General features: G+C 40.2%; 22 protein-coding genes. 8 read left to right on the forward strand and 14 right to left on the reverse strand.

Annotation, left to right across the window (positions count from 1 at the left end):
- Positions 1-884: 884 nt before the first annotated feature.
- The 7 genes from ABJN95_RS16110 to ABJN95_RS16140 form a co-directional block, all read right to left on the reverse strand.
- Positions 885-2,147, reverse strand: a complete 1,263-nt coding sequence (locus ABJN95_RS16110) for a hypothetical protein (protein ID WP_348371884.1) — start codon at positions 2,145-2,147, stop codon at positions 885-887.
- A gap of 73 nt (positions 2,148-2,220) precedes the next feature.
- Positions 2,221-3,354 carry a carboxypeptidase-like regulatory domain-containing protein gene (locus ABJN95_RS16115; RefSeq protein WP_348371886.1) on the reverse strand — a complete coding sequence of 378 codons (1,134 nt, stop codon included), beginning with the start codon at positions 3,352-3,354 and terminating at the stop codon, positions 2,221-2,223.
- Between the two features lie 432 nt (positions 3,355-3,786).
- Positions 3,787-3,945, reverse strand: a complete 159-nt coding sequence (locus ABJN95_RS16120; protein WP_348371887.1) for a hypothetical protein — start codon at positions 3,943-3,945, stop codon at positions 3,787-3,789.
- 105 nt (positions 3,946-4,050) lie between these two features.
- On the reverse strand, positions 4,051-4,176 hold the full coding sequence (locus tag ABJN95_RS16125) for a hypothetical protein (RefSeq protein ID WP_348371888.1): 126 nt from the start codon (positions 4,174-4,176) through the stop codon (positions 4,051-4,053).
- Positions 4,177-4,284: 108 nt separating this feature from the next.
- The gene (locus ABJN95_RS16130) at positions 4,285-6,177 is read right to left on the reverse strand and encodes a prenyltransferase/squalene oxidase repeat-containing protein (RefSeq protein WP_348371890.1); all 1,893 of its coding nucleotides are present in this window, start codon (positions 6,175-6,177) and stop codon (positions 4,285-4,287) included.
- Positions 6,178-6,248: 71 nt separating this feature from the next.
- A complete protein-coding gene (locus ABJN95_RS16135) occupies positions 6,249-6,533 on the reverse strand; it encodes an HTH domain-containing protein (protein ID WP_348371891.1) in 285 nt (94 codons plus the stop codon).
- A gap of 264 nt (positions 6,534-6,797) precedes the next feature.
- Positions 6,798-9,134, reverse strand: a complete 2,337-nt coding sequence (locus ABJN95_RS16140) for a DUF5916 domain-containing protein (protein WP_348371893.1) — start codon at positions 9,132-9,134, stop codon at positions 6,798-6,800.
- 240 nt (positions 9,135-9,374) lie between these two features.
- Between ABJN95_RS16140 and ABJN95_RS16145 the strand changes: the two genes are divergently transcribed.
- Both ABJN95_RS16145 and ABJN95_RS16150 read left to right on the forward strand, forming a co-directional pair.
- Positions 9,375-9,830, forward strand: a complete 456-nt coding sequence (locus ABJN95_RS16145) for an Lrp/AsnC family transcriptional regulator (RefSeq protein ID WP_348371896.1) — start codon at positions 9,375-9,377, stop codon at positions 9,828-9,830.
- 242 nt (positions 9,831-10,072) lie between these two features.
- Positions 10,073-11,476 carry a metallophosphoesterase family protein gene (locus ABJN95_RS16150; RefSeq protein ID WP_348371898.1) on the forward strand — a complete coding sequence of 468 codons (1,404 nt, stop codon included), beginning with the start codon at positions 10,073-10,075 and terminating at the stop codon, positions 11,474-11,476.
- 50 nt (positions 11,477-11,526) lie between these two features.
- Here ABJN95_RS16150 and ABJN95_RS16155 read toward each other — a convergent pair whose 3' ends face one another.
- From ABJN95_RS16155 to ABJN95_RS16175, 5 genes are all read right to left on the reverse strand, one after another.
- Positions 11,527-12,804, reverse strand: coding sequence for a PQQ-dependent sugar dehydrogenase (locus ABJN95_RS16155; protein WP_348371899.1), 1,278 nt, complete (start codon positions 12,802-12,804; stop codon positions 11,527-11,529).
- A gap of 47 nt (positions 12,805-12,851) precedes the next feature.
- Positions 12,852-14,135, reverse strand: coding sequence for an amino acid permease (locus ABJN95_RS16160; protein ID WP_348371901.1), 1,284 nt, complete (start codon positions 14,133-14,135; stop codon positions 12,852-12,854).
- 132 nt (positions 14,136-14,267) lie between these two features.
- The gene (locus ABJN95_RS16165; protein ID WP_348371903.1) at positions 14,268-15,641 is read right to left on the reverse strand and encodes an FAD-binding oxidoreductase; all 1,374 of its coding nucleotides are present in this window, start codon (positions 15,639-15,641) and stop codon (positions 14,268-14,270) included.
- A gap of 134 nt (positions 15,642-15,775) precedes the next feature.
- Positions 15,776-16,285 (reverse strand): nuclear transport factor 2 family protein, encoded by a 510-nt coding sequence (locus ABJN95_RS16170; RefSeq protein ID WP_348371904.1) that lies wholly within the window; start codon positions 16,283-16,285, stop codon positions 15,776-15,778.
- 179 nt (positions 16,286-16,464) lie between these two features.
- Positions 16,465-17,535: a nickel-binding protein gene (locus ABJN95_RS16175; RefSeq protein ID WP_348371906.1), complete on the reverse strand. Its 1,071-nt coding sequence runs from the start codon at positions 17,533-17,535 to the stop codon at positions 16,465-16,467.
- Positions 17,536-17,916: 381 nt separating this feature from the next.
- Between ABJN95_RS16175 and ABJN95_RS16180 the strand changes: the two genes are divergently transcribed.
- The 6 genes from ABJN95_RS16180 (at position 17,917) to ABJN95_RS16205 (ending at position 23,601) form a co-directional block, all read left to right on the forward strand.
- Positions 17,917-18,114 (forward strand): hypothetical protein, encoded by a 198-nt coding sequence (locus ABJN95_RS16180; protein WP_348371907.1) that lies wholly within the window; start codon positions 17,917-17,919, stop codon positions 18,112-18,114.
- Between the two features lie 39 nt (positions 18,115-18,153).
- Positions 18,154-19,380: a hypothetical protein gene (locus tag ABJN95_RS16185; RefSeq protein WP_348371909.1), complete on the forward strand. Its 1,227-nt coding sequence runs from the start codon at positions 18,154-18,156 to the stop codon at positions 19,378-19,380.
- A 104-nt stretch (positions 19,381-19,484) separates the two neighbouring features.
- Positions 19,485-20,216: a hypothetical protein gene (locus ABJN95_RS16190; RefSeq protein WP_348371910.1), complete on the forward strand. Its 732-nt coding sequence runs from the start codon at positions 19,485-19,487 to the stop codon at positions 20,214-20,216.
- Between the two features lie 2 nt (positions 20,217-20,218).
- Positions 20,219-21,100: a hypothetical protein gene (locus ABJN95_RS16195; protein WP_348371912.1), complete on the forward strand. Its 882-nt coding sequence runs from the start codon at positions 20,219-20,221 to the stop codon at positions 21,098-21,100.
- On the forward strand, positions 21,097-23,010 hold the full coding sequence (locus ABJN95_RS16200) for a penicillin-binding transpeptidase domain-containing protein (RefSeq protein WP_348371913.1): 1,914 nt from the start codon (positions 21,097-21,099) through the stop codon (positions 23,008-23,010). Before ABJN95_RS16195 ends, ABJN95_RS16200 begins: the two co-directional genes overlap by 4 nt.
- Positions 23,011-23,214: 204 nt before the next feature.
- The gene (locus ABJN95_RS16205) at positions 23,215-23,601 is read left to right on the forward strand and encodes a hypothetical protein (protein ID WP_348371914.1); all 387 of its coding nucleotides are present in this window, start codon (positions 23,215-23,217) and stop codon (positions 23,599-23,601) included.
- Here the strand turns inward: ABJN95_RS16205 and ABJN95_RS16210 are convergent.
- Positions 23,590-24,309 (reverse strand): hypothetical protein, encoded by a 720-nt coding sequence (locus tag ABJN95_RS16210; RefSeq protein WP_348371915.1) that lies wholly within the window; start codon positions 24,307-24,309, stop codon positions 23,590-23,592. The two genes, ABJN95_RS16205 and ABJN95_RS16210, sit on opposite strands and share 12 nt — an antisense overlap.
- Positions 24,310-24,464: 155 nt before the next feature.
- On the reverse strand, positions 24,465-25,349 hold the full coding sequence (locus tag ABJN95_RS16215; RefSeq protein ID WP_348371917.1) for a dienelactone hydrolase family protein: 885 nt from the start codon (positions 25,347-25,349) through the stop codon (positions 24,465-24,467).
- Positions 25,350-25,360: the final 11 nt, after the last annotated feature.

Below are 25,360 nucleotides of genomic sequence, written 5' to 3' on the forward strand. Positions count from 1 at the left end.
TCAGGACAGTTTTTTTCATCCTTAAGAAACAGCAAAAGAGCACAGTGGGCTCAGTACAGAAATTTTAATCGCTAAAACCTATTGGAAAGAAAATAATTACAATTGAGTCTTTAAAAACCACAACTCAGTAATTTCAATTTCCTTTCCCAAACAAATCAAAGCATTTTTGTACCAACATTAAACAACAAACAATTTTAAAAACATAGAAATTATGAAAGCAGCAATCAACAGAACAGCAACAGAAGCAAAATCAGGACAGTTTTTTTCATCCTTAAGAAGCAGCAAAAGAGCACAATGGGCACAGTACAGAAACTTTAACCGCTAATCACGGTTAGATATAATTAAGACCAACATTTAAAAAACAACATCATGAAAGCATCAATCAACAGAACAGCAACAGAAGCAAAATCAGGACAGTTTTTTTCATCCTTGAGAAGCAGCAAAAGAGCACAATGGGCTCAATACAGAAACTTTAACCGCTAATCACGGTTAGATACAATTAAGACCAACATTTAAAAAACAACATCATGAAAGCATCAATCAACAGAACAGCAACAGAAGCAAAATCAGGACAGTTTTTTTCATCCTTGAGAAGTAGCAAAAGAGCCCAATGGGCACAGTACAGAAACTTTAACCGCTAATCACGGTCTAGGAGTACATCATCATCAAACGAACAACGTCACTAAAACGACAATCATCAATCAAGCAGCAGCAGCGATAAGGTTCCCCCATTTTTTCTACTTCCAAAGACCATGAACCAAAACCTCGAGCCGCGGCCTGTAGCAAAACGAATTTAAAAAAGGGATAGACCTTCATCAAAGTCTATCTCTTTTTGATATATACCATCGCAACTGAAGGCCGTATTGCTTGATTCAAAACCGAAACTATGCAGGTTCTTTCATGCCTTTATTAACCAAAACTTTTATGATCACCCTTTTTATGAATCTATACACCAAATAATAAAATACCATGGGAACCAGAAATTGCTTTAGATCCGATAAGTTAAAGTTGATGGCATGGGTACTGTAAATCTCTTGCGCGTAATGATACAGGTTTTTGGGAAAATATAAAACCGAATCAATATCGTAAAAAAGCACGGATATAATATAAAATAAGATGAGGAAATTATTGACAAAGCCGTAACAAAGCAAAAAGACCATTTTCGGACTATAAGTATAGCTGTTGCCTTGGCACAAGCTTTTAAACCATTCCAGGAGATGTCTACTTGATTTTTTACTCAGATTTGGTGTGCCCAAAGCATCTGATAACACCCAATACCCATCATTGCGAATAAATGGCAAGAGGTTATAGAGCGAGTGCAAAAAAACGATAAATGCCATTACGCCTAAATACGAATTGGAAATCAACAACGAAAGCACACATAAAAAACTGCAAAATAATAACTCGAAATATACTCCTGCTACATTAACCATGATCCGTTGATTTACAGGAAGTCGCCATATATCGGTCACATCAGCATAATAGACTGGTGTAAATAAATAGAAGCCGCCACCAATTCCACCATGTCTAGCCCCATAGAACTTCGCTGCTGAAACATGTCCTATTTCATGAAAAGTAACGCTCAAAAACATAATGCCAAAAAAACATAGTACTGCTTCTGTAGTAGGAATGAACATATAAAAAAATTCTTTGATTTCTTCAAAATTGAGCCAGAGTGTTCCAAGGCAAATAGCAGCTGAAGCGATAAAAAAGAGTTTGATTAACCTAGGGACAAACAAAAATGCAAACAAGGGGGTAATGCCATCTAATGTTTTTGCGTCAACAAGGGTAAAACTAAGTTTAAGATAGTCGGGCTTTTCAATGTATTTTGCCAAATCGGAAGTATTTGTGAGTAGGCCATATTTAACCAGCTTCTTGAAAAAAAGGGTATAGGGCAGCTCTGCTGTGATCGCCTGCTTATACCTTGCGTTGTATTCGTCTGTAATCAATTGAAAGCTTTTTTTGCCATCGATCAACTCAAGCAATTGATACACCGCTTTGGATACTTTTACATAATGCCCATATTTTTTCTGATGCAACAAATAGGCACTATTAGAAAATTTTTGAATATGCAATTCAGGTGCTAGTATCGGCACAATATTGGCTATATCCTGTACTATGAATTGTCTGTCTATAGTAGAAATCATGGTGGTCTATTTTTGGAGAAAATCTAGGTTCTTCTGGAGTTGATTTTAATTACGTGCTATTGTTTGTGCTTACTTATTTCAATTTTCCTAGTGTACTTAATATTTGTTGTTGTTCTTTGAGAGGTAAAATGCCGTTCAATCTCGCCCAGTCCTCGGTATGATATTTTACCTTTAGTTTGCGCAAAGACTTCCCCTTTTTTAGACGTATCATTTGCACTTTTTCGGGGCAATTAAGCAAGGTTTTGGTGGTCAAGTAAAGTTGCTCTGAAACAAACTGATGTTTCATTGAACCATCGGTACTTACCAAAATACCTTTCCCTTTTTGATAAATGCGATTCAAGTAGTATTTACCTCCTATTTTCCGGTAATCATATTCAAGAAAAGCACCTTGCAAATAGCCGTTAAATTCGATTTTCTTACCGTCAATACGAATGGTTTGATTGTTATATTTATGCTCAAGTCCATCTGTTAAACTGTTCTGCAGAACTTTTATAATAGCGTAGTCGTAAATATTAATGGTTAAGGTCGATAGGGTTTTAGTATTTTCATCTTCCACAATGGCCTCTATTAGGTCAGAAGTAATCCAATTATAATCTACAATCGACCCCGCCTTTAGTAAATCTGCTGCAGTAGCTCTTAAAAGCCCTATAATTCCGCCGGATCGCATATTGATATAAGAGGTAATTAGATTATCTGTTTTTCGTAAGCCCTTGATAAATACCTCTGGGGTTTCAACACTAGATAAATACGTAACCAGACCTGTGGCTTCCAAATAATTTACGTAAGCTCCATTTTCCCTTAAAAATTGCTTGTAAAAAAACGCATCACAATCTGGATTGGAGTCATAATTTTTGTTGAGACTCGAAAGGATTTTATTTTTTAAATCGTCGGTGTCAATTAAAACTATCTCATCTAATTCGTAAGCTTTGGGAGAAAGATAAATGGTATCGCTCAACGCCATGGAATTCAATCGCAACTCTTTGTAACCAATGTGGGAGATAGTTATATGAACGCTATCTGACGAATTAAGAAACAACTCATACCTGCCTTCCTCATTGGCGATTGCCCCTTGGCTACTGTTCCAACTAAGCGCCGCATAGCGCAACGGCTCTTTAGTTACTGAATCGAGGATTATACCCCTATTATCTTCTTGACAAGTCAATGTGAGGCCACTATATAATAGCATGGCTATCAGTACGTTTTTCATAAGTTCAGAGTTAAGGTGCCAGAATATATCATAAAAATCAAGTGATAAGCTGCTACTTCACTTTTAAGGCAATCTAGTATTGCGATATGAAATTAAAACATATTTGGCACCTAAAACTTCGCCGCTGGGGTTGAAATCTAAAGGATTATTTCTCCTGGCAATCGTTTTCGTTACCAACACAAATGTCGGCCTTTACTCTCCAGCCCATCTCGAATCTTTGTTCCAATTCTTCAGAATTGAATAATTCTAACATGTCATTTTTCATAATATTTGGTTTATGTTATCACCTACTCTATTCAAAGGCTTTTCGGCTTCCTCCTTTTGGTATTTAAATTTTACGCTTCTTTACAATTCCTATCCGAACAAATTTTTATTGGCAGCCCAGCCCCATCTCCTATCGTTGCACCAGTTCTTCGTTGGTGCATAATGCTACTACCGCGTCTTTAATTTGACGTTCAATTGCGTCGCTATCGCATTGCCTTTGTAGTTCCAATCAAAGTCTCGGCTTCCTTGTTTTTCTATTGTAAAAGTACTTTCCTTCACTGCACCAAGCTTGCAGAAGGCCAGTGTTTCTGTAGAATTGGATACCATAACCCTGATTTTCGGTTTTGGATGTGACTATTAGAACCCGAACCATCAAAATTTAAAAGGGCCCAAAATATTTCGGGCCCCTATTTTTCCAAGTTGTACTAAAAACTATGCAATAGCAGGGTAGTCATCGGTATCAAAATCGTTGTATTTATTTTTACTCCACCCCATTTCAAAACGTCTTTCAAGTTCTTCTACTTGAAAGTTTACCAGCATTTCATTTTCTTGATTCATGATCTCGTAATTTTAAATTAGTAGTATGACCTTCTTTTTTGTAGTACTGGCCTCAGTAGTTTCCAGAGTATTGCATTTTGAGTTGCAATGCCTATTCGTATAATCTATTTATTCAGCAATCGATAAGGCCTTTAAGCAGAATGCGGTTGTCAGTGTTTTGCTTTTATAGGGCTCCTGTGTTTTGGGCTTTATAAAGTCGGTGGCCTCCCAGTGTCCTTCAGTACGTTGATTTGCTTTTAGAAAGGCTACAGCATTTTTGATCGAACTATGACTTGTATTTAAGAAGAAGCTTAGCGATAAGACTGCGAAGGCGGTGGAAAGGGCATCGGATACCTTATCGTTGGTCATTGAAAATCCGCCATCGGTAAGCTGTTGATCTAATAGATATTCCAAAGCTTTTTGAATAGCGAGCGCACACTCAGCAGCAGATGAATGCAATACGCGTAAACACACATAGGTGCCATAATAGTTTCCATAATACCATCTACTCTGCCAAAACCCAAGCGCGTTTTGATGATCTAGAATATAGGCTGTCGCATTTGCTATCGTCGCTGCATATAAGGTTGCATTATGCAGCGATAGCGCATATACAAAATTTGCGACCACCTCAACATCAGGACCCTTGCCCCATTTTGTACTATTAAATAGTTCTTGCTTTTCCTGCAGACTAGTTCTATCTACCTTGGGTATGATCCAGGTTTCTATGCCGCCAGATGAGTGCACCCTATCGGATAACGCCAAGTCGATTGCAGCTTGACAATAGTCTTGTACAAAATGGCTATTATCAGATTTGATAAACAGCTGCATGATTTGGCCCAAATCATCAATATCTGCGGCTATCTCTTTCACCGAAGGAAAATAAGACCATCCACCAATCTCATCTGTATTGCGCTGGCGAATTAAATACTGGCATTCGTTATCAAAAAAATCGGAAAAATCAAGCTTGTATTTTTCACAAATAGCTATAAGACAATCGTTGAGCATTGCACGCTGAAAAACGTCAGTCACATGAATATCTTCTCTGTTTTCAAAACCCTCACGATCACTTAAATACATAATGTGTTTCAAATCTGAATAGTTATTCAGGTAGCAGCCTTTCAAATAGTGTAGGCCAAGCTTCACCTCTTTACACTGTAGTTCGGCATAATCTATAAAAATGTAGAAGCCAGAGGTATTCTCTTTAATTTTTATGCGCTGCTCAATAGTTTTCACGTAACCCACGGTAATATCAAGATAATTGGCAAGGGTTCCTTTCATTTCTTCAATAACCCCCTTCCACTCACTTTCAACCTTCAGGCTTCCAAGAATATCAACAGCTATTTGGAAAAATGAAATAGCCGTGCTCATTACTTTTTGAGCTGTTCCATGTATAAAAAGTAGTTTGTGCAAGATTTCGATATCGGCTTTAAAATCTTCATAGTAACCCGCTCTTCGCAGCTCATAAATGGCCCAATTGAACTGTCCTTTTTCGAAATCTTCCCTAAAATCTTTTACATCATCGTACAACTGGAAGCCAATGGAAAAATAATGATGGCTTCTTAACAATACCTGATATAGCTTTTCATCTTTTTTATTCGATAAGAGGTAAAGACAATCAATCGCCACCTTTCCGAAAGCTGCTTTTTTATCAGCTAAATCTTTATAGGTAGCTAGGGTTACTTCTGCATCGTAGTTCAGTTTTTTTTCAATTTTTACCGCTTCAAAATAATCTTCCCTACGGGCATTCCAATACTTCCAAAATTCAGATTTCATACCATAGATATCGGTAAGCATCTTTATGGTCTCTTCCTGTAGCATTGTGATGATGGGAAAATTGGAAAATTTCCTATCGTCAATCAAGGCATCGCTTAAAAGCGTCGCGTGATAATAAAGATACCCCGCCTTCGAAAGTTGTACTACCTTAGCCGCATCGACCCCTTCAAAATAGCTATAAAACAAGCGGGGATAACGCTTATAAAATTCTGGTGATCCATCGTTTTCAAAAAAAGTATTTGGTATCATAGTTGTTGTTTGAATACGTTTTCATTTTATATCATATGTTTTTCGCTATGCGTGCTTTGTAAAGACCTAATTCAGGTAAGATAGCTAACACCAAAAATCTCTTTGGTAAGGTCATCGTGATTGATTTGAACCGATATGCTTACTTTGAATTGAAAGTCATCGCCATAGTAATAGGTTCTTCTACCACGGTCATAACAGATACAAGCATCGAACTCCTTGAACTGTTCAATCAAATTATAAACCATACGCTCACTTATGTGCATTCGTTTAGCCAACTCTTTTGGAGAACCGGTAGCTTCCTGCTCTATGAGCTGGTGCAATCGTTGCAGGCGTTCTAGGTTTTTAATGGAGTTCAAATCGTGGTCCGTTGGTTTTTATTTCATGCTTGTCAAAGCAATGAAACACATTTTGCTGGAACCAAAGTGCAACAGAAAACTAATATTTACAACCCCTTATTCCCCTGATTTATAAATGATTGCTTTGATTTATTAATCGTCGGGAAATAGAGCGTCAAACGGGCACTTTTGCCAGCTCTTCGGCTCTATTGACACAATACAATCCACTGTCCAAATTGATTCGTGCGTAGCAATCGGAAAGGCATAATCAGTTTGGTGATAGCGTTATAATTGAAAGGTATAGGTGTACTTCAATTGAATACTTTGATAATTGGTGGTGGGTAAAAAAGGTTGAACCCGGCCAAGGTCTTGGTTAAAATCTCCATTGTAGACCAGGAAGAAGTCGTTGCCTTCTTTTGGATTATACCGCAATCTGAAATTGCCAGCATAGGTCTTACTTAAGCTGTTGTATTGCAGCTGAGAACTCAACGTTAACTTAGTGCTAAAGGTGTACAAGAGTTTGAGGCTAGCCAGGGTGATATCTGTATTACTATTCGTATTGTCAAATGATAAGTTGTTATAAGACAGACTTCCTTGTACAATAAAATCAGGTGTGATATTCATAAAAGGAGCTACGCTAATGGTAGTTTTTCTTCCATCATAAAAATTTCCTATATCAACCGATGTGGCGTATGATAGGCGTTGCGCTACCGGACTTACTAGCGATGCACTTAGGGAGTTGAAATTATATACCCCTGTATTTAGGGTAATACCTCCAGCCAATTGCAAGGCTTCCAATAGAAGCTCTTTATTATTATTCAAAGAAATCGTGTAATTCCATCCAAGCTTGGTCAGCAATTGAAACCCCAGTTCATTGTTTCTTGATTCTAATGCTTTGGAGGTATTCCCCCAGATAGAAATGCTGTTGACATAGGGCCCGTATTGAACAATTTTCGAATCAGAACCCGGAAAAAAATTATAGGCCAACTGGGTTCCCAATTGGCTATAATCTAATCTCCTTTCGAAACCCATCTTTGGGAGGTAGTCTTTGCCAGTTCTGGCATAGTTAAGGGTGTAAACAACTCCTTTCTGAGATCTTTTGTTCATTTGAATGAAATATTTTGAATTGTCGGTTTCCTCGGTATTCAGCTTGGTATCATAACTTTGTGCCCAACGTGCAGACAGGTAATTATCACCAAATAGTTTAATATTCGTATCAATACCATATACAGTATTGTTGTTTCCCCTTAAGTCTGTACGATTGGTCGCAATCAGCCCAAAATAAGAGTTCTCATTTAGTATCCTTCTTCGTATTCGAAATACGCCAAAATTCTCAGAGGCGATATCATCTTGAGCCGCGGTCTGCATGTTTATGAACCCCGCTTCCCACTTTCCAAATTTCGCTACGGTGCGCAAACCTCCATAAATTCTAGTTTGGCGTCCATTTACAATTCCTATTTGTCTACTGTAAAAGACTTTATCGAATGCTCCGAAATTAAAATCGAATAAGCTGGCTCTCTCTTGAAAGAACAGTCTTTTCTCTGGAAAGAATAAATTGAATCGACTTAAGTTTACTTGCTGATCATCTACCTCTACTTGGGCAAAATCGGTATTCAATGTGATATCGGCAATTACATTACTACCAAGACCAATTTTGGCGTCCAAACCAATTTCACGCTTGAAGGTCTCCTCTAACTCGTATGCTTGTTCATCTTCAGAGAGGGTGTTATTGCTTTCCCCGCCCGTTAAAACATAAGGGGCAATTCGAAATGGCTTTTTTTCATCAATGTCTTCGAAAACAAATCGCTGGGTCAATGAGGGTCTAAAAGAACTGCCTGTACTAAGATCTCTTGGCGGGAAAATATCGGTTTCATCATTCCGTGCAAGATACCGCCAGGTAGTTATGCCCATAACGGTTTTGCCATCTACAGCCTCAAATGGAAGGCTTGAAAAAGGAATTCTGATTTCGGCAAACCACCCATCTTCTGTTATTTTTGACGCGCCATCCCAGAAGGTATTCCAGCTCAAATTAAATGCATTCGGGCCTACAATGTCATTCGACAAAGCCATATCTAGTCTTGCTCCAGTGGGGGTAACGAAGAATGCAAGCGCATTCTCTCGGTCATTATAGGTATCTATAAGCAGGCCACACCATTCTGTATTTTCGGTAAGATCATCGCGCCTTTTCGTATTCGTATTTATCTTATCGGGCTCATTGTCGAAAAGTCTTCCTGATAGATAGAGGTACTTTTCGTCGTAGGCAATTCTAATTTCGGTTTTTTGCGTTGGCTCGTCTCCAGCATTGGGTACCTTTTGTGTACTATGTAATGGTTCAATGGTTTCCCAAAATGGTTCATTCACTACCCCATCTATGATTACCTTGTCGGTAATTTTCACGATTTTTTTGATCGAAGTAAAATCATGCCCCTTTCGCGTATTCTTTTTGGAGTTTGTTTGCTGCTCCAATTGCGAAACATCTTGACTATAAGAAACCGACATTCCCATAAAGTATAGCGCAGTCAATACGTATAGGACAGGCCTTGTCTTTGCATCATGATTTTTAAATTTTGTTGCGTATACTTGATGACTTCTTCTTTTAGTACTTAATATACGTATAATCATAATATGAAGCTTTTGTTGTTTATTACTTCAAAATTAGACCGTATACATTTATATTATATTAATAATATAAGGCCATATATATTTAAAAATTAATTATATAATGTTAACGTTAATGTTTTAATTATTTTATTTGTTTAGCCTATTTATATCAAGTAATTATCTATAATATCCGTGAAAAAAATGGCAAATACTCCATAATTCTAAATATTTGAAGTATCTTTACCTATAGAATAAGGTATTATGCAAATAGATAAATTGAATTGGGCCATTCTCACAGCCTTGCAAAAAGATGCTAGAATTGCCGTTAAGGATATTGCCAAAACTGTCGGACTATCGTCGCCCGCGGTTTCAGAACGTATTCAGAAACTAGAAGATTTGGGAATTATAAAGGGCTATACAGCCAAGATCAATATTGAAGCTTTAGGATATCCGTTAGAAGTTATTATCTCTATTAAAGTACGCTATGGGCAGACACAAAATTTTATGGACTTTATCAATACCGTTCCTGAAATCTTCGAGTGTCAACAGCTAACGGGTCGCGATTGCATGCAGATGAAGGGTTATGTAAAAAACCCCAGTCACCTTCAAAACCTCAATAGCAGGTTGGCCGCTTACGGAGAGATGACGACATCATTGGTTTTATCTTCGGTGATTTCCGATAAAGTATTGGATGGGGAAATGCCATTTGCTGGATAATCTGGCTAGTAGTGCCGCACGACAGCACTTATAAATTAAAATCCTCCTTTCCACTTCAACATACAATAAGTGCCCCCAAGGCGCAACACCTAGCAACATCATAGCAACTTCCAAAGACGGTTCAACACCTCATCTGTAGTCTTGAATAGTTGATGTTGGTGTTAAGTTATCGATAAGATCTTCAGAGAATAGAGATAAATTATCGATATAAAACTATTTTAGTAGCTCCAAAGTCAAAACAAATGAAAGTACGACGGCATTCTGGTTCATTAGCCATAATACTATTGATAGTAGGGCTAATAGTAAATCAAGAATTGGTGCACGGGCAATCGCATGCAGCGGATGGGCATACCCATTATGAGGAACAAGATCGGGTTATTTCGCATAAATTGATTTTTCCTTCGAAGACTCCAGATCGTATTATAGCGAATCTAACAGCTGACCCAACCCATAGTTTTGCGGTCAATTGGCGAACAAATCAACAAATCGATTCAGGCTTTGTTGAGATTGCCATAGCTACAGATGGACCTGAATTTTTATTGAATGATATACGCAAAGTGAAGGCCGTTTCACAACTATTTGAAAATCAAAATAGCAGGGAGCCTTTGGTCAAGGCTAGCTATCACTCCGCAGTTATTTCAGACCTTAAACCCAATACTGCCTATGTGTATCGTGTTGGAAATGGATCTGAAGCGAATAGCTATTGGAGTGAATGGTACCAGATTACCACAGCAGACGATGACTTCGACACCCCCTTTAGTTTTATTTATTTCGGAGATGCCCAAAACGATGTGAAATCATTGTGGTCTAGGGTTATTCGAAACTCTTATCGGCAGTTCCCCGAGGCAGACTTTATGTTGCATGCAGGAGACCTAATTAACGATAGAGATGCTAATTTGGAATGGGGCGAATGGTTTCATGCCGGCAGCTTTATTCACGCTACAATTCCGAGCATTATGACACCGGGCAATCATGAATATCGAGAAGGTGTATTGTCTTCGTTGTGGAAGCCGCAATTTACCTTGCCTGAAAACGGACCCTTAGACGAATTGAAAGAGACCTGTTATGCCATCGATTATCAAAATATGAAATTGATATCTATCGATGCGGAAGGCTTTTATGCAAGCCAAGAGGGGCGCCTGGCTCAAGTCAAATGGCTCGATTCGGTCTTAGTCAATAACAAAAAAAAATGGACCACTATCACCTTGCATTTCCCGATTTTCTCCACAGCCGTTGGTAGAGACAACAAAGAATTACGAGAGGCCCTTAACCCTTTGATGGACAAATACAAGGTTGATTTGGTATTGCAAGGCCATGACCATACCTACGCCAGGGGATTTGTAGAAAATGAAGGAAAAGGACTTACCGTGGTAAAGGATGCCGGAACCATTTACGCAGTTTCGGTAAGCGGACCTAAAATGTACGAGTCAAAAGACCAAGATTGGATGGTGAGAAGGGGAGAATACACTCAGCTCTTTCAAATTATTTCGGTTTCTAAAGATAGGATAAGCTATGGAGCCTACACTCCTATTGGAACCCTTTACGACGCTTTTGAATTGGTAAAGAAAAATGGTAAAAAGAAGTTAATCAACAAAGTACCCGATACCCCCATTCGATTGCGAAAAGACTTTATAAAAGAGGAATAGCTTATCAAGCAAAAGGGGTTCTTTAGGCTAAGCCAAAAAAGGATTCTCGCTCAATAGGTTACTTTAAAAATACTACCGCCAAAATCATCTGCGATATATAATGCACCATCGGGGCCCTGTGCCAATCCGCATGGACGATGTTTTAATCCAGCACCTTCCGCTGGGTTCGCCAAATCCATACCAGCAAAGTTATCTAAGAATATCTCCCATTCGCCATCGGGCTTGCCATTCTTAAAAGGCACAAAGGCCACAAAAAAGCCTTTTTTAAGCTCTTTCGATTGGTTGTGAAAAGCAATAAATGCGCCATTCTTATACTTTTCAGGAAACATATCTCCGCTATAAAACAGTACATCATTCGGGCCTAAGTGTGCCGGAAAGGCTACAATCGGATCAACGAATTTTTCTTCACTTACTTTTTCGCCATCACCGCCGTATTCAGGCGATAAGACCCTCTTATTCTTTTGATGATCATAATAGGTCGATGGCCAACCTGCATCATCGTTTTCTTTTAATTCGTAAAAGGTTTCTGCCGGCAATTCATCATTTTGTTTTTTGGTGAATACCTCCGGATAAAAATTACTCAAACCACCACGGCCATGATCAGTCGCAAATAGAGAGTTGGTTCTAAAATTCCATGTGATCCCGACCGTATTTTTAAGGCCCGTGGCATATCGCGAACCGTCTGCATAGGTCTGATTCAGTTTATCAGCCTTGAATTTCCAAATTCCCCCTGCAGAATCTAGGATGGTACAGGGTATCATACCCGTATTCGTTTCTTGGTCTCTACAGGCATCGTTCCAAGAACCTATGGTCACATATAGGTTATCTTCTGTGTCGATGGCAAAAGGTTTTGCATTGTCACGCCCCATATCGATGAGACCTTCCACAATGGTTTCTGGATTATCGGTATCAATAATTTCGTGACGCTCATTCATCGCATAGCGATTCACTCCTGAATTTGTTGCCGCATAGAGGTAATTCCCTTTGACTAACATACCTGTTCCAGGAAGATCAGCAAACTCTTTTTGGTCATCTATGACCCCGTCTTCATCTTTATCCCAGAGCATAACAATGCCCTTTGCTCCATCTTTAACTACAGAACGATTCGCATAAATAGCACCATTTTTGGCAATGGTAAGATGACGAACTGCGCCCAATTCTTTTCCTATTTCTGCAACTGAAAATCCCTCGGGAGCTTTTAAGATGGTTTTATTGACCGCTACTTTGATCTCTTTTTTGGGTTCACTTTTACACTGTAAGCATACTAACGCCAGTAGCATCGCGGCTGCACATAATGTTAAGTTTCGCGGAGTGGTTGCGCTTTTCATAAATTGGTTATAAGAGGTTATCGATGGTTAAAGTTACTATTTCAAGATCATTTTGACTTCCTGTTCGACATAAAATATGTACCCACCCCAGTGGCTACAAAAAGCAACCCTATTGCACTTTCTTTGGGTCGTTCGAAGAGCATATAGCCCAATATCCAAACACTAAAAAGCACAAAAGCGATTTGAAGAACTGGTTTAAACGGACTCTTATAAGCGCCCTTCCTTCCTTTAAGCCAAAAAGCGGAAGCTATCGTTAAAGTGCCCATGAGTTGCAATACAAAACTGGCGTAGAGCAGCACTTGCTCAAAAGTGCCTGTTAAGGTAAATACGATGCTAATAGCAGCCTGTAACCAAAGGGCTCGTACGGGTATGCCATTGCTATTCTTTATCGCGATACTATGCCATAACGAATGGTCTTTGGCCATGGCAAAGGTCACTCTAGACCCGATCCATAAATACCCACTTACGGTGGCGATGAGCTGAATCGCAATAAAATAGCTAACCCAATTGCCCCCTTCAGGGCCGAATAGGTTTTCGAAGGCTATAAAGGCCACTTCCACTTTGCCCGATAGTTGATCTACAGAGGCATGCTTTAAGAAGATTATTTGCATTAACACGAACAAGATGGTCACAAAGGCGGTACCCACAATGAGGGCCCTGGGCAAATTACGCCGTACATCATTGATTTCATCTACAATATAAGCCGCTGTGTTCCAGCCGGTATAGGCATAAGTGACATACAATAAGGCGACAGCAAAACCGGGCAACCAAATTTCATCTTGCCAGCCCATGCTCCAATCCATGGCGTTTTCTTGTACGGGGAGATAACTGAACCCGAGACCAAGTAGCAGGAGAATAAAGGCAATTTTTATGGCCGTAGAAACATTGTGGAATTTTTCGCTTTGCCCAATACTTATAGAATGTATGCCCGCCAAAACCAAAATGACCCCTACCCCAAACCAGTCATTGAACAGTGAGGGGTTTATCGGACTCAAATAACTCTTCATCGCCATCACCGAAATCGCAATGGGAGCAGTAAAACCTACCGTCAACGATATCCAAGCGTAGACATAGCCCACCAAAGGATGTATCAATTTGGAAAGAAAAATATAGTCGCCGCCCGATTCATCAAAATTGGTGCCCAGCTCGGCATAGGTAAAGGCCCCAATAAGCGCAAAGACCCCACCTAAGACCCAAATCAAAATAATGCTCCAAGTATTTTGAATGTCGGTCAACTGAAAGCCTAAACTGGTAAACACCCCGGTACCGATCATACTGGAGATCACCAAAGCGGCTGCCGTTTTCCACCCTATTTTTTGATTTTGGTTCATGCAGCTAGCAAGCTACCTAAAAAAGTAACCCCTTGCAAAATGCTGATTTTGCAAGGGGTTACTTTTTTGAAAGGTTGCACAGAGCAGGCTAAAACCATAGGTAAAATTAGTAGCCTATACAGAGCTACATTCCTAATCGGCGGGTTTGATATTTTGATTGATATGAAAGAAATTAGTGGGATCATAGGTTGTTTTGATTTGCACCAATCGTTCATAATTGCCTTTGTAACTTATCTTTACACGATCTTGCCCTTCTTGCATCATAAAATTGACATAGGCGCCTCCCTCAGCATAAGACGCGACCCCTTCATGGTATGCCTTGCACCAATTTGTAATTTTATCCGCTTCCGAAGGGTCAGGAGAAACCCCTACAATGACCTGCACCCATCTCATATCTCTATTTGCCCAAGCGGTATCTTCCTGTGCTGTTTCATGTACTTTACCATCAATAGGATAAAAATGTGTTGTAGAGTGGAAATTGGGTACGGCAGAACCGTGCTTTATGTTTTCTTGAATGCATTCAGGGCTAAGTTCTTTGAGGTAATGCGCCCTCCAATACCATTGCATCCCTGTAGGATATAAATCATCGAACATTCCATTAAGTGCAGGCATCGGCATTTCACTTACCCAATCGAGAATTGGTGGTCCAAACGCACGAATGGGCGCGAAAATTTCTTCGGCTTTTTCAATGGGTCCGGTATAACACCATACCACTCCGCATACTTTTTTATTATGCAACTCCTTAGGGAATGGGTCGGCTGGCGGGACCATCAAAAAAGCAAAGAAACCATAGAAGTCATTGGAGGCATTTTTAGTTAGCTCATCATAAAATTTCATAGCTTCTTCAGCTTGCTCCATGGGCCAGAACATAGGGCCTGCATACACATTTTTGATGGGCAACAAATTGAATGTAAATGAGGTGACCACACCAAAATTTCCACCACCACCGCGCAATGCCCAGAATAAATCTGGATGTGAAATAGCATTCGCCGTGACCAACTCCCCAGAGGCCAATACCACTTCCGCCTCCAACAGATTATCTATTGCAAGACCCCCCTTCCGACTCAAGTAACCCAAACCTCCACCAAGGGTAAGCCCCGCTACTCCGGTAGTGCCATTTATACCTACTGGCAATGCCAAACCATATTCATGAGTAGCCTTATCTAAATCACCTAGAGTATTGCCTGGTTGTAGTTTGGCAGTTTTTTTCTCGGGGTTTACTTTGATCTCCTTCATCGTAGACAAATCGATGACAAGTCCGTCTTCAACCAAGGCCAATCCGGCCCCATTATGACCCCCGCTCCGTATGGAAACTTCCAAACCATTTTCTCTTGCAAAATTCACGGCCATGATAACATCATCTACATCTTTACATTTAAAAATTAGCGCAGGATGTTTATCGATCATAGCGTTATAAATTGTTCTGGCCTCGTCGTATTTTTTATCTGTGGGTAGAATAATTTCACCGCTTGCGCGTCCTTTTAATTCGGCTATGTTGCTTTTCATATCTAGTACTATTTTATTTTATGGGTTTGAGCGATTTTCGCTCTTACAGATTCATTGAGTTCTTTCATTTTTGCTGCCCGGCTAAACTCCATTATCCTTTTGGGTACATTAGTAATTGGCGTGCTATAGCACATTTATAGGATCCAAGGGGAGTGATGTTCGTGAACAATTTTCCATCCATCGGTTGTTCGTACAAATAACAAGGATATTTGTTCATTAATTATGGCTAAATCTTGTCCAAATTTCAAGTGAAAATCAGATTGAAAAGTCACATTAGCTACCTCACCATAAACCGCAACTTTGAAATCTTCTGTATCAAATTTTACTACTTCGGTTACTGCACCAAAAGCAGCTCGTTCGTAAGCTTCGTTTGCTTCAGCATTCTTTACCGCTTCTCCATTTGTATATTCAGTAAATTTCGGACTATAGCCGTGAAATTCAATGAGTTGATCGATATCACCAGCTCTAAGGCTTTGTACGATGGCATCCCAGGTTTCGACCACTTCTTGTTTCGCTTCTGGAAATTCAGTAGTAATTAGGTCAATTGGAACGGTTTCAAAAGTTTTTTTAGGGTCATCAGACTTACATCCTGAAATACATGATACTCCTATTATAAGTGCTGTAATGGTCAATTTAGCTTGCATAACTTTACATTTAATTGATTAATGGTTGGTTAACAGCTTATGAACTTCGGTTCTCATAAAGTGTTAAAACGATGATGTAAAACTAGAATGTCACTAGCTTCTACGATGTAAGTTTTGTTCCAAAAGCTGAAACAAATTCGACATTTGGGGACTTAAAAAAGTAAATTTGGGAATTCGTCTTATTTGAAATTCGCCATCAATGTAGGAAGTACGTTAAACCTGTTCCGAAATACTCGTGTAAAATAGGTCGGACTATTAAACCCCGAATCATAGGCTATTTCAGAAACGGTCTTATCGCCCTTTCTTAAGGCTCTAGCCGCATGTACCAAACGTAATTCAGAGAGTAATTTATTAGGTGGAATGCCAAATAAGGCCGATATTTTTCGATAGGTTTGGGTCTTGCTAAGACCTAACTCCTTGCTGAGGGCATCACTATTAAACGCGGAATTATTCAAATTCTTAAGCAGTACACGATCTAAATTTTCTATTTCAGCATATGAGGTTCGATCTACAACGGTAATGGTGGTGCTATCTATTTTGGAAACACCTGTACTCTTAGCTGCAGCGAGTTTGGTATCTAAATCCATACATAATTCTAATTGTAACCCGAGTCTGGACAGAACATGTACTTTTTTCTTCGTTTCTTCGAACAAATCTTTCCCATGCGCGTCAACTGGTTTTCCGGTGGCCAGACCAATACTGAATATCGTTTTGCCCTTTAAAGGTTGGAATTTTGTAGCAATTTCAAGACCACAGGCAACCGCATCATAGGCATCTATAAAAGAAGCCATCAACTTTTCACTAGGTATCTTGACAAGATTTCCGTTGTGGTTTTTGATATCATCTAAAATCTTCGCAGCCATCGAAGCATGACCTTCCTCTAATGCTAAAAAGTCTACCAACATAAGCGTTCGAAAGCCACTATCGATTGCTCCTGATACGGTCAAGGCCAAATCCATTTCGTTCTGACCCCCCTCGCCCATAAAGGGAATAAATTCATTATCACGTGATACCTCTATTACATTGCATGCGCCAATACCATGAGCCTCTTTATGGCTTTCCATACAGGCTTCTTTATTAGGGCTCTCCATTAAACAAAAAGCTGTTTTCTGTTGAAGATTTAGATAGTACTTCCTATAGATTAAACCGTGTTTATTCTGAACTGCCACATCTTTTAAATGTGCTCGATACATATCTTCTTCTGTAATTGCATCCCCATCGATTTGGTGAAAGTCCATGAATAATGGCATAAGTATATTTTAGAAAGCTTGATTTTAGATCAAAGTATAGCTAGGGGGAAAGCACTAATATACAATTTTTACAAAGGTATTTTAATTGGAAAACGATGGTATTCTTGTACACGAGATGACCAAAGCGGCTGCAGTTTTCAAATCGATTTCTTGGTTTTGTATTCGTAAGTGGTGCAAGCTACTCTAAAAATCATTGTACTTGCTGTTTTTTAACTTTGCAAAGAATCAACTCTTTACAGCAAGCAACTTCGGCCTAGAGTTAAAAAGCTCAAGTTGACTTTAAACAGTATCAAAAACTACTTTCAACAAAAAAAATTCAAAATAAAATGTCCCCAAATTTCAATGTGCCTGATTAACCAATGAACCACAAAACACATTGAAATGAACTTAGGTAAAAATCTCTTCAAAAAAGACCAGTCGATTTGGGGCAAACCCCTAATCGCCTATGACGACAGCAAAATGGATCAGCTGTTTTCAGAAATTCAACAAACTGAAAGCAGCGAGACAATCACTACCGTAGCTTCCAACAGCCCAGGTATTTCTTTAGAAACCGAGTTGTACCTCATGCTACATTCGTAACCGCTGGCACGCAACATCTAGCATCAAACATCACGCATCATGGTATTTTCAAATCAAGAGCTAAAAAATATGGCCTACCGTTCAGCGAACCTGGGTATGCTACCGTCGGAAGATTTTATTCTCGACGAAAAGAAGATCATCAACGGCTATAAAACCAAAAAGTATGGTCTGAACGAACGGATAGGCGAATTGGGCGAATCCTTATCTGACCATATACGTAAAATGGAAATCGTAAAAGGGCAATTGTCTAAAGAAGTGGTGGCACTCAACAAATCGAACACGGCCGCTATTGAACAAGAAATCATTCATCAAAAAGGGCTCATCACCCAACAAAAAACGGACATCAAAAACCATATTCGTCGTTGTCAACTCAATGGCGATACCCTAGAAAGTAAGTTCAACGTAGACGAAATTAATAGTGCCGAAGATTTCGAACCGTCAAAGGAGCAACCGAAACCAAAAACAAAAGCAACGAATGGCCCCAAAAGAATTCCGATATGGCTGCTCTATGTCATAGAAGTCATTTTTATTTTTGGAGAGGGTATTTTGTTTTACAACATACTCACCGAAACGCATGACCTGCCGGAGATCATCTTACGAAGCGTCTTTTTTATTCCTATTGTCTTTGCGGCCAGTTTTCTGACCTCTCGAAAGATTCCGCTGCGATGGGTATGGTTGCCAACACTGTTAATTCTCAGTGTATATGCCATTCTTTCCTTTACTGTGGCTGAATGGTTCTTTGAATCACAGGCCTTAGACGAAACCTTGACCTTTACCGATTTCTTTATCAAAAACGGCTTCCTGATTCTCGGGGCGGTCATGATGGTAACCCTGGCGCTCTTTTTATCTAATGCCGTAAAGAGCATTTACAATCGAGCTGATGGTAAAACCGGACGAAAGAAAAAACAAAAACCCATAGTGATAGTCGAAGAAGAGCCCGTTGAAAAGTCGCCCCAACAATTGGATCTGGACTTAAAATTTCACGAACTCAAGGGGTCGTACAAACGTCTGAAAAAGCTGGAAAATCAGCTCATGGAATCACATGATGCGGGAAAAAACGAATTCAAGCGCATCTTGGGTGACGTTTCCGTCTTGGAACAGAAGGCTGCAGGCATCTCCGAAAAAATTGGGGAGTGCGAAAAAGAACTGAGCACCCTAGAAATCAACTCCTTCGAAGAACTCAGCAAATACCGCGAGCATTTCGAGAATTACTGCGATAGCAACCAGGTCGTACGCTGGAAGAATTATGATTTTATGAAGATATAAAGGGGTAGGCAAGGAGAAGCTCGAAGTCGGAGAATAAATGTAGCCGAAACCCAAATAGTGAAAAGCAAATGCTCCGATTTCAAACAAATAAAAAACACAAGAAAATGAAAAAAACAACAATCATATGCAGCTTGGTCGTAGTGCTAGCATTCTTCAGCAGCTGCGAAACGGAATGCAAAACCGTTATGACCAAAAATATTACGGTGCTTGTTGATGCAACCGACTCGACACTTATCGATAAGGCCAAGTACGAGTTGCGCAAGGAGAACTTTGAACAGCTGATCAGTCAGGAGTTGGATTTGGAGGATAACCCAAAATGCTTTACGGTTAACTATGATTTCGGCATCATTTCTACCCACAGTTACTACAATCCGACTTCCACAGCACTTTCTCATACCGATTGGGGACAGGCTCGAAATAAATTGGTCATAGGTTGGCGAGATTTTTATGCTTCCCATGAGGAAAATCTAAAAAGTCTAGATTCTATCAACCAAATGGAAAGCACCTCACTCTTTCCTACCTTAATGAAAGCCATCAACAAAACAGACGGCACCATCATTGTAGTCAGTGATTTGATCGAGAACAATCCTGTGGTGAACTTTTATAAAAATCCGCCATCGACGCCCGAGCAGATGGAAAAGACCTATAATGAAATGGTCGGCTATTACTTGCCCGATAGTGTACGAAAAGGCGCAGAACGTGAGGTGGTCTTTATCGTGATGTCAGAACCGAAAAATTCGGGCGTAGTGCATAAAGCAAGGGCCTTTTGGAAATACGCCCTCGAAGAACATCTGGGGCTTAATGTAACCTTTGCCGACGGAATCTCAACCATTTAAACATGCCCGCTATAGTCGTATATCTCTTGCTAATTGTATTGGCCTTGGTCGTCTGTGTCTTTTTCTATATTCCGAGAAAGAACTGGTTTAAGCTACAGGTAGCCAAAGAAGAGGGCTGGGGCACCTTAAAGGTCTTAATTATTGGTATGGCCACCAGTTTGCTGTGTTTTGTCTTTAGCAAACTTCTTTTTTCGGCTTTGTGTCTGAGCATATCATCTAGCATTATCGAATACAACATTTTGATGAACAATGTGTATTGGTTGGGGTCTGATTTGCTCTCGCCACTAGCGAATCTCAAATACCCTATTTCCTATTTCGGCCTGCATGCAGTTTCCTATTTCTCAGGCTTATATGCCGTGCTGTTTTGCCTTAGCAAATTGAATATTACCTCGAGCTATAATCTATCGCATGACCGTTTGAAGCTGCAGTTGATGTGCTTAGGCTTATTTATGTTTTTTGAAACCTTATTGTATGTCTCCTACCCCTTTCAAACATTTGATAGTGGCTGGCGTATCTTCCATAATTTCTTTGCGGTATTTATCGCCAGGTTACATTTCACAGCCTGTTTGTTTATCGCAGCATGGTTGCATTTTCATTATACGTGGGTTAAAATGGCCCTCGAATCAAAAGTATTGTCTGTTCGATTTTACTGGCTGTCTGGTGTCTTCGAATCGACCAAGAATATGGTCGTCTTTTTTGTAGCCTTGGGGGCGCTGTTCTTGTTACCAGCTTATATACGTATGTATGCTCCATCCAATCTTGGGCTCATCATCTCCTTGCTTTTTAACGGTAGCCTTCTCGTTGTTTTTTGGAGATGGGTGAGCCCCGCCATCTATCACCTCATTAAATTTATTTCTGATTTTGAAAAACGAAAAGTAGCATGAACGACTGGTTAAAAGCGATAAAAATTGTAGGCGGAGTTTTCTTGGCGCTTATTCTCTTTCATGTGATTTGGCCGTCGAAAATGAAGTTGGAGCCCAATGCCAATTTTATTTCTTCGGTGCGTGATGAAGATCATAAACTCTTGGCAGTTTTTGGGGAAAACACCGTACTCAATAATCAGTTGAAAACGGAGGAATTGCAAGAACTCAATCGAAAGGGGGCCTTGAATAAATTTCCTATTGTTCCGATACTTTCCTATGAAGAACTTCCCGAGAGCTATGTCTATTTTTTGACCAAGGTAGAGAGTAAGAATTTCTTCGGCTTCGGAAAGGACAATGCCTATGGAATGTCTTTTTCAGGGATTGCCAGATTGTTTAAGGGAAAGGCAGACGGCGGTTCGAACATTCCCCAACAATTACTAAAAAACGCCATCCATAAAAAAGAAGGAATAGGCACCATTTACCTCTCCCGGAAGTACGGCGAGCAGTTAGCGGCCTTTCAAATGGTAAAGTCAGCCACGCCCGAAGAAATACTCATGGCCTATACCAACTACTCCGGAAACTTCTTTTACGAACGCGACTTCTCTGGACTCATTCTAGCTTCTTATGCCATTTTTAATCGGGCGCCACATGATTTGAACGATTTGGAAATGCTGCTGACCATCAAAACCTTAAAGGGCGCCAGTGAACTCAAAGCACTTTGCAATGACCGCTTTGCCAATCAAAAAGAAATCAAGGAAAATATACTCGGGTATTTCGAGCTCATTGCAGAAGAGGATATAGATAAAAAGAAATTGGCTGCCATGCGAACGATGGAATTGCGCTTTGCTCAACGCAACAGTCTTCGAAAGACAACCGCTTTTACCAACTTTCTAAAGGCGACCCGTGGTAAATCGAAAGAACGCTTTGCCACCCAGTATGTTTCCTCGATTACGAAGGCGAATCAGGAGAAACTGGCAGAAGCCTTGGCGCTTTTTACGAAATACAACCGTTCTCGCCTATCAGTAAAAGGCTATGATTTGGAAGCCTCCCTTATCGCCATAGATATCAAAACGGGGCACATTGAAGCCACATTGGGTAATCGTAAGAACAGTGGCGCCATGGCAAATTTTGTCGACTACGGTGACGGTTTCCAATGTGGTTCAGTACTCAAACCCTTGGTTTTTCTGGAGTTATTTGAAAATCATGATTTTGATGCCAACACCAGGCTGTTTAATGGCGATTTAAAGGAATACAAATACAATCCCGGTAATACAGGCAAAAAGTTGTTGAATAAGGAGGTAGTTGTGGGCGATGTACTCAAATACAGCCTGAACAAGGCAGCGGTCAACTATCGAGTACATGCGAACCCTTTAAAGGTGGCTCGAAAAGTGGAACAGCAGTTGCAGAAGTTAGATATTTCTTCAAATCCCTCATATAGCATAGGTGAATCTTACATTTTAGGCACCAAAACCATGACTCCATGGGAGGTGGCCCAGGCCTATCAAATGCTTTTCAATAAGGGCCAGGCAATTCCCTTAACGCCCTGGAAATACATTATTGACCCTCACCTGCAAGATACTATTTTCGATGGCAGCTCAAGAAAACGTAGAACGCTATACGCTACGAAAAGTGCCAACAGCATTAAAAGCTTGTTGCCCCTCGCTTTTGAGGCTGGCGGCACTTGTCATCGATTACTCCCCTTTCTACCAAAAGAACGCTCCTACTACGGCAAAACAGGTACCACTGGCAAAGCCAAAGATGGCTGGACAGTGCTTAGTGACGGAAAAAAATTAGTGGTGGTTTGGGTAGGCTATGTAAAAAATGACGAGGGTGTTTTGACTCGAAAAGGTGCTCCCGCCATTCCCTCGAAGTCAGGGGCAGGTTCCGCAGGAATTCTAGCCGCCATGGCCTACTCCAAATTGTATAAGTAGGAATAATTGGGTATTTTTATAGTACAGACCAACTATTAAAGAATTAATATTCGAAAAAACACTACTTGCCAAGTGTTAGTAACATTGTTGCTACAACTGAAATTCCTTCTATACTTTTACCACCAAACCTTGAATAATAGTACTGTTCAAAACAGGCTATCGTACCTTTGCAAGTAGATATAAATCACATAGAGCGTACCATCGATGAACGATTTAAGCAAAAAGGAAGCAACACCTAAGGAGGATAAGGCAACAACAAAGGAGAACTCCTTGTTGCAAAAAAAGCTCGAGAGTTATCTTTTGCTTAGCTATCAAGCCTATTTAAAAGGCGAGACGGTTCTTGCCCCTGAAATACGTACTGCGTTCTTGAGTAGGGTAAAACAAAACGAAGAGCTAGCGTTTAAAGTGCGTATGCTGCAACTCGATTACCTGCATTTGGAAAATCTGGTCTTGGAAGGCCCTTGGGATGAGCTTACCGAATTACTCTTTCCTAAAATTGAGGCCCTTGACAAACCGCTCGAGGAAGGTCGACAACATACGCTCGACGAGTATAGCGATACCATTCTTGCATTGTTAAACTCATCGAGCTAGCTTCGTTCTCAGGCCTAACAAATACTTTTCAATGAGTCGCGGATCGATTTTTTTGCTGATCGGCAAGCGGTGAAATTCGATAAAGGCAGGCAGTAGAATTTCTGCAATGATAGCCGCTATTTTTTTACCCTGTCTACAAGCCCATTTTCGCTGTGCTTCAAAAACGCTACGGTCAACATCCCTTAAAATCTCGGGGAATTTTCGCCCTTCGATAAAGCGTTTTCGTAACACCTCTCTTTTAGCGCGTGCAAAGCCTGAAAACTCAATAAATTCTTTGATATGGCGGCTCATTTCGGTCAACACCATATTCTTGTGTTCACCCCACAGCGAATCGAATACCCCGACTTCCGCCTCCAAATCAAGCGCTGATGGGTCTTCCGTAAAATGGGTTTCGCTTCGTAGCACTTTGATATAATCTAGGCAGAGGTTCTTAATCACCGGAAAGTAATAGGTGGTGATTTTGGCTGTACACTTTTCACGTACCAACTTCCCAGAGCGGTAGCGTTTCAGTTCTTTGAGAAAAAGGTCTGAGAAAATACTCTTGGCATGCCCCTCAAGGTCATCTTTTAAACCCAATCGAAGCAACCAATGCTTGATAATGGGTTCTACAGCAGTATAGAAGTGTTGATGTTTTATACGGTTACCCGGATCGTTCAAATAATCGTAGACGGTATTCCACGAAGTGTTATATAGTGTTTTGTGCCCCATAATTAAAATTTGGTCAGAAATGCGTCTCGAATGCAGATTCTAAAGTAAAAGTGCTATATAACTAGGAATTTATAGGGCTATGTTATTATAACGGAGGTTTTGGCTACTTATTTTAACAAAACCTTGAAAAATCGCTAAAAAAGTGGGGCATAAGGCTATCCTAATTTTTCTTTGAAAAAATCGACGGTTCTGCTCCATGCCAATGTTGCCGCTTCGCGGTCATAGCGCGGGGTGGTATCGTTGTGAAAACCGTGATTGGCATTCTCATACATATGAGCCTCGTATGCTTTGCCATGCTCCTTTAAAGCAGCTTCATAAGCTGGCCAGCCGGCATTTACACGCTTATCTAAGTCCCCGAAATGAAGTAGAAGTGGGGCTTTTATTTTGTCAATATCTTCTTTGGGCTGTCCGCCATAGAATGGTACGGCAGCACTTAGGTCAGGCACCCTTACCGCCATCATATTTGAAATCCATCCGCCGAAACAAAAACCGACTACCCCAACTTTTCCAGAACAGTCTGGGTGCTTTTTTAGAAACTCAAAAGCAGCGATAAAATCTTCCAACATCTCGTTGCGGTCACGCTGTCGTTGCAAGGTACGGCCCTCGTCGTCCGTTCCCGGATACCCCCCTAAAGGCGTCAAAGCATCAGGTGCTAATGATACAAAACCGGCTAAACCAGCACGTCTTCCCACATCTTCAATATGCGGATTCAACCCACGGTTCTCATGCACAACAACAATACCCGGAAGTTTTCCTTTGACATCTTTGGGTCTTGAAAGCAGCCCCTTCATCGAACCCCCGCCTTTTGGTGAATCATAATTGATGAATTCCGATCGCAAGCGTGAATCATCTTGTTGTATTTGAATCTTTTTGACGTAATCTGGAGAAATAAAGCTTAGCAAGGAAGAAACGGTAAGCCCCCCAACAGCATAGGTTGATAATTTATCTAAAAACAGTCTTCTACTCACCCTATCATGGGCATAATCATCATAAAGGTCAAATACCTCTTGTGTGATGTCTTCTTTTTTTAGCTTTTTCATGATGGTATGTT

This window comes from Maribacter sp. (genome assembly GCF_039974175.1).
Taxonomy (GTDB): Bacteria; Bacteroidota; Bacteroidia; order Flavobacteriales; family Flavobacteriaceae; genus Maribacter_C.